Origin of the sequence: Streptomyces murinus, assembly GCF_002154555.1 — a bacterium.
Classification (GTDB): Bacteria; Actinomycetota; Actinomycetes; order Streptomycetales; family Streptomycetaceae; genus Streptomyces; species Streptomyces murinus.
Genome location: NZ_MUNF01000552.1, coordinates 1 through 5,204, shown reverse-complemented (window position 1 = coordinate 5,204; position 5,204 = coordinate 1). Strand labels below are relative to the sequence as shown.

Here is a 5,204-nt window from a genome sequence, read left to right as displayed (position 1 = left end):
GTGGGAGGGGAGGTCAGGACGCGAACAGCCGGGCCGGCCATGAGGCGTGGGCCTCGGCCATGATCTCCAGCAACGGGCCGGACCCCGCGGGCAGCGCCTGGAGCCCTTCCGCGGCGGCTCTCCCCGCCGCGTCGACCGCCGTCCGCGCGACCGTGTCCAGCTCCGGTGCCAGCCGGGCCAGTACGCCGGTCGCGTCGAAGGGGTCGAGGCTGAGCAGTCGTACGGTCGCCGTCGCCGGTCCGCTCACGCTCTCGTACAGGGCGCAGTACGCCGCCTCCGCGGGCCCGAGCCCGGCCGCCCAGGCGGCGAGTCCGAGGACCACGGGCTGATGGGCGCCCTTGGGGAAGCTCCGGGCGATCCCGTCGAGTTCCGGGCACGGCCAGCTCGCCCGTGCGGCCCGCAGCAGCTGGCGGCCGAGCCGGCGGGCGGCGAGCCGTAGCGCCGGGGAGGGCGTGCGGGCGTCCGCCGCCGCGTCCAGCTCCCGGGGGTCCATGCCGAGCGCGGCCGCCGCGGCGAGCGCGCCCGCGACCAGTCCGGCCGTGTGCAGCCGGCCCCGGCAGAAGTCCTCCAGGTCGGCGGCGCAGGTGATGCGCCCCGCCTTGACGGCGGCCTCGGCCCCGCCGGAGTGGGCGTGCCCTCCGGCGGGGAATCGGCCGTCGGCCAGGACGAGCAGTGCCGCGTGTGTCATCACGGTGCCGTCGATGCCGTCAGAAGAGGAAGTAGCGCTGGGCCATGGGCAGTTCGGCGGCCGGGGTCGCCTCGACCAGTTCGCCGTCGATGTGCACGGCGAAGCTGTCGGGGTCGATGCGGACGTCGGGGCGGGCGTCGTTCTCCCGCATGTCGGCCTTGGTGACCGCGCGCGTGGAGTCGATCGCCACGAACCGTTTGCCGAGCCCGAGCCGTTCCGGCAGCCCGTCCTCCAGGGCGAGCGAGGAGACGAAGTTGACGGAGTTGGCGGCCGGGGCGCGGCCGATCGCGCCGTACATCGGGCGGGGCAGGATCGGCTGCGGGGTGGGGATGGAGGCGTTGGCGTCGCCCATCTGCGCGTAGGCGATCTGGCCGCCCTTGAGCACGAGGAGCGGCTTCACCCCGAAGAACGCGGGCTCCCACAGCACGAGGTCGGCGAGCTTGCCCCGCTCCACGGAGCCGGTCTCGGTGGCGAGGCCCTGGGCGAGCGCCGGGTTGATCGTGTATTTGGCGACATAGCGCCGTACCCGGTGGTTGTCGGCACGGCCGTCGCCGGGCAGCGCGCCCCGGCGCCGCTTCATGACATGGGCGGTCTGCCAGGTCCGTAGGATCACCTCGCCGACCCGGCCCATGGCCTGGGAGTCGGAGGAGATGATCGAGATCGCGCCGAGGTCGTGGAGGATGTCCTCCGCGCCGATGGTGGAGGGCCGGATCCGGGACTCGGCGAAGGCGAGGTCCTCGGGGACGGCCGGGTTGAGGTGGTGGCAGACCATCAGCATGTCGAGGTGTTCCTCGGCGGTGTTGACGGTGAACGGCCGGGTCGGATTGGTGGAGCTGGGCAGCACGTTGGGCTGCGAGACCACGGTCATGATGTCGGGCGCGTGCCCGCCGCCGGCGCCCTCGGTGTGGTACGAGTGGATGCCCCGGCCCCGGATCGCGGCGAGGGTGTCGCCGACGAATCCGGCTTCGTTCAAGGTGTCGGTGTGGATGGCGACCTGGATGCCGGTGCGGTCGGCCACGGTGAGCGCGGCGTCGATGACGGCGGGGGTGGAGCCCCAGTCCTCGTGCAGCTTCAGGCCGACGGCGCCGCCGCGGATCTGGGACAGCATCGCCTCGTGGCTGACGGTGTTGCCCTTGCCGAGGAAGCCGATGTTCAGGGGGTAGGACTCCATCGCCTCCAGCATCCGGGCGAGGTGCCAGGGGCCGGGTGTGACGGTGGTCGCCTTGGAGCCCTCGGCGGGGCCGGTGCCGCCGCCGACCAGGGTGGTGATGCCGGAGGCCAGCGCCTCGTCGGCGACCTGGGGGCAGATGAAGTGGACATGCGCGTCGATGGCGCCGGCCGTGAGGATCCGCCCGTTGCCCGCGATGATCTCGGTCTCGGGGCCGACCACCAGGTCGGGGTGGACGCCGTCCATGGTGTCGGGGTTACCGGCCTTGCCGAGGGCGGTGATACGGCCGTCGCGGATGCCGATGTCGGCCTTGACGATGCCCCAGTGGTCCACGACGACGGCCCCGGTGATCACGGTGTCGGGGGTGCCGTCGGCGCGGGTGGCCCGGGACTGGCCCATGGACTCGCGGATGACCTTGCCCCCGCCGAAGACCGCCTCGTCCCCGGCGCGGCCGGGTCCGCCCGAGCGGTCCTCCTCGATCTCGATCAGCAGATCGGTGTCGGCGAGCCGGATGCGGTCGCCGGTGGTCGGTCCGAACAGGTCGGCGTAGGCGGCGCGGGAGATCTCAGCCATCGAGGGCACCTCCGGTCTCGCCGCGCAGCCCCGGCACGATCCGGGCGCCGGCGAGGGGCACGAGTTCGACGTCGACGGGGATGCCGGGCTCGAAGCGCACGGCGGTGCCGGCGGCGACATTCAGCCGCCGGCCGTGCGCGGCGACGCGGTCGAACTCCAGTCCGGGGTTGGCCTCGGCGAAGTGATAGTGGGAGCCGACCTGGACGGGCCGGTCGGCGGCGTTGAGGACGGTGAGCCGGGTGACGGCCCGGCCCTCGTTGACGCGCACGGGGTCGTCGGCGAAGAGGATCTCTCCGGGAATCATCGCGGCCCCCGTCAGATGATCGGCTCGTGCACGGTGACGAGTTTGGTGCCGTCCGGGAAGGTCGCCTCGACCTGTACGTCGTGGATCATCTCCGCGATGCCGTCCATGACGTCGTCCCTGGTGAGGAGCTTGCGGCCGGTGGACATCAGCTCGGCGACGGTACGGCCGTCGCGCGCGCCCTCCAGGATGTGCGAGGTGATGAGGGCGACCGCCTCAGGGTGGTTGAGCCGAAGACCGCGGGCCCTGCGCTTCTCGGCGACGTCGGCCGCCACATGGATGAGCAGCCGCTCTTGCTCGTGCGGGGTCAGTTGCACGTCCCACCTCACAGTCCTCGCTCCGGACCGTGCGGGGCCCGGGTGCCGCAGCCACCGCGACGGGAGTCAGGTGTAACACACGGACGAACAGGGACCGACCGTGCGCAATGGGGGCACAAAAACCCTCCGGTGGCATGGATCCGCAGGCTAGTTCGCCGGAGTTTCAACGACGTTAACCAGCCTTTGGGCGGCGCATGACCGCCCCATGGCACCGGCGATAACTGCGGGGCGGCCAGGGGCGGTTCAGGACACGCCCGGCCCCCGGTACTCCGCCGCGATGCCGAAGCGCTGGCGTTCGCGCGGAGCGGACGGCACCTCATGGACGGCGGACTCACGGATGCGCGAGACCGAGCTGGCCACCTGTTCCTCGCCCGGCTCGTCGGCGGCGTCGAGGGCCTCGAGGCGTGCCAGGTCGGCGGCCGAGACCAGCGCGGCCAGCGGCTTGCCGTGCCGGGTCACGACGACGCGCTCGGCGCCGTACACCACCCGGTTGATCAGGTCGGCGAGCTCAGCCCTGGCTTGCGTCACCGGAATCTCGTAGGCCATACCCCTAGTTTACGGGGCGTACAGGCATTCCATGTGAGCCCAGGAGGAGCGAAAAGGTCCAGGTCAGAGGTTCCGAATCCACTGTCCCACGCAGCGTCTGTGAGAGATCCGTGAGACGGCGGCGCCCAGCGGCTGTCACCCGCCGCGCGGTGCCTTGGTCCGGCACCCTTCACGGCGTGTTCGCGTCGATGATGGAGACGCACGCCACGCCGATGTTGAACGGGCGCTTTTCCGCACGGATTGGGCGCCGACTGTACGGCAGCGTGGTGGACGCTGTCCTCGTGATGGCTTCGATGGCCTACGACGACTAGCTTCTCAGTGAGCTTCTTCGAGTTGGCCACCGATCGGGTGATGGGCCATGAAGCGCAACGAGCGAGGTCCCCGGGCGGTTGATCGAGATGTCTGACGTCTCAATCACGCTGCTCGGGGGCCTCGTTGGTCATCCATTCTGCCGCACTCGACCTTCCCCATGCACTCGTGGAGTGGGTCACCATGCTGATCGTCACCCGTGAGGGCGACCGGCGCTGCAAGCTCCGTCCGTCCCAGCGCGCGGTGGTGGCACTGGTGTACCTACGCGAACCCACCATTCTCGCGAGGATCGCCGCCGGGTTCGGGATCAGCGAGTCCACGGCCCACGTCTACACCACCGCGGTCGTTGACCTGCTCGCCGAGCGTGCGCCGGGCCTGCTGAAGACGCTTCGCGAGCACGAACCCGACTTCGTCCTGCTCGACGGCACCCTTGCTGAGTGCGACCGGGTCGGCGACGGTCGGGCCAACTACTCCCACAAGCACCGCCGCCACGGGGTGAACGTCCAGGTCGTCACCGACCCCAGCGGCCGGCTGCTGTGGCTCTCGCCCGCCCTTCCCGGGCGCACGCACGACCTGACAGCCGCCCGCACTCACCGGATCATCCGGATCTGCGAGCGCCAGGGCGTCCCCATCCTGGCGGATCTTGCCTACCAGGGCGGCGGGCCCTGGCTGACCACGGGCATCAAACGCAAGCCGTTGCAGGAGCTCACGCCCACGGAGAAGACTCTGAACCGGGCGCTGGCAGCGGCACAGTCGCCAGTCGAACGCGGCGTCGCCCGCTTGAAGTCCTGGCGAATCTTCCGCAAGGCCCGGTGCAGTCCGAACCGCATGACGTCAATTGCCAAGGCTGTCCTCACTCTGGAGCGGCAACGCTGAAGAAGCTCATTCTTGGTCCGCGCAGAGCAGCGCCGGTCCGGCCTGGCTGGAGTGGTTAGACCTGCGTGAGCTGGAGGGGCAGGCGGCGTGGGCGTTCGCCTTGTATGTATAGCCAGAGGTCGTGGCACTATCGCGGCAGCGTCTAGAGAACGATCTAGAGATCGTGGCGCTACTGCACGCACACGGCGTAACTCCTTGCCAGCACTGACTCTCCGAACCCCTATCTGGCCCTAGACTTTTCCCTGCACCAGGAACTAGGCCGTGTCTCTTTGGTGGGCTCATCAGTTGATCGGATGTGTCTGTCCGATTAGTGATCACTGATGCGATGTGGGACCGGATCGCGCCGCTGATGCCGGCCGATCCGGTCCGCGGGCGACGGTGGGCCGACCACCGCCGAACGCTCGAGGCCATTGCATGGAAGTACCG

The 5,204-nt window shown here is 70.3% G+C and carries 8 protein-coding genes; 3 read left to right on the top strand and 5 right to left on the bottom strand.

Annotation, left to right across the window (positions count from 1 at the left end; genetic code table 11):
- Positions 1 to 13: 13 nt before the first annotated feature.
- The 5 genes from CCN72_RS29485 to CCN72_RS29465 form a co-directional block, all read right to left on the bottom strand.
- Positions 14 to 688: an urease accessory protein UreF gene (locus CCN72_RS29485; protein WP_086811031.1), complete on the bottom strand. Its 675-nt coding sequence runs from the start codon at positions 686 to 688 to the stop codon at positions 14 to 16.
- Between the two features lie 19 nt (positions 689 to 707).
- Entirely contained in the window at positions 708 to 2,429 is a 1,722-nt protein-coding gene (locus CCN72_RS29480) for an urease subunit alpha (protein WP_086811029.1), read from the bottom strand.
- The gene (locus CCN72_RS29475; protein ID WP_086811027.1) at positions 2,422 to 2,733 is read right to left on the bottom strand and encodes an urease subunit beta; all 312 of its coding nucleotides are present in this window, start codon (positions 2,731 to 2,733) and stop codon (positions 2,422 to 2,424) included. The genes CCN72_RS29480 and CCN72_RS29475 overlap by 8 nt, the downstream gene beginning before the upstream one ends.
- Before the next feature lie 11 nt (positions 2,734 to 2,744).
- A complete protein-coding gene (locus CCN72_RS29470) occupies positions 2,745 to 3,047 on the bottom strand; it encodes an urease subunit gamma (protein WP_086811025.1) in 303 nt (100 codons plus the stop codon).
- A gap of 243 nt (positions 3,048 to 3,290) precedes the next feature.
- Complete coding sequence (locus tag CCN72_RS29465) at positions 3,291 to 3,593, bottom strand: type II toxin-antitoxin system Phd/YefM family antitoxin (RefSeq protein WP_086811024.1); 303 nt, start codon at positions 3,591 to 3,593, stop codon at positions 3,291 to 3,293.
- Between the two features lie 176 nt (positions 3,594 to 3,769).
- On the opposite strand from CCN72_RS29465, the gene CCN72_RS41460 reads away from it, so the two are divergent.
- The 3 genes from CCN72_RS41460 to CCN72_RS40065 all read left to right on the top strand — a co-directional run.
- On the top strand, positions 3,770 to 3,904 hold the full coding sequence (locus CCN72_RS41460; protein ID WP_272923141.1) for a hypothetical protein: 135 nt from the start codon (positions 3,770 to 3,772) through the stop codon (positions 3,902 to 3,904).
- 124 nt (positions 3,905 to 4,028) lie between these two features.
- On the top strand, positions 4,029 to 4,778 hold the full coding sequence (locus CCN72_RS29460; RefSeq protein WP_086811022.1) for a transposase family protein: 750 nt from the start codon (positions 4,029 to 4,031) through the stop codon (positions 4,776 to 4,778).
- Positions 4,779 to 5,073: 295 nt separating this feature from the next.
- A partial coding sequence (locus tag CCN72_RS40065) for a transposase (protein ID WP_143664239.1) occupies positions 5,074 to 5,204 on the top strand: 131 nt, incomplete at its 3' end.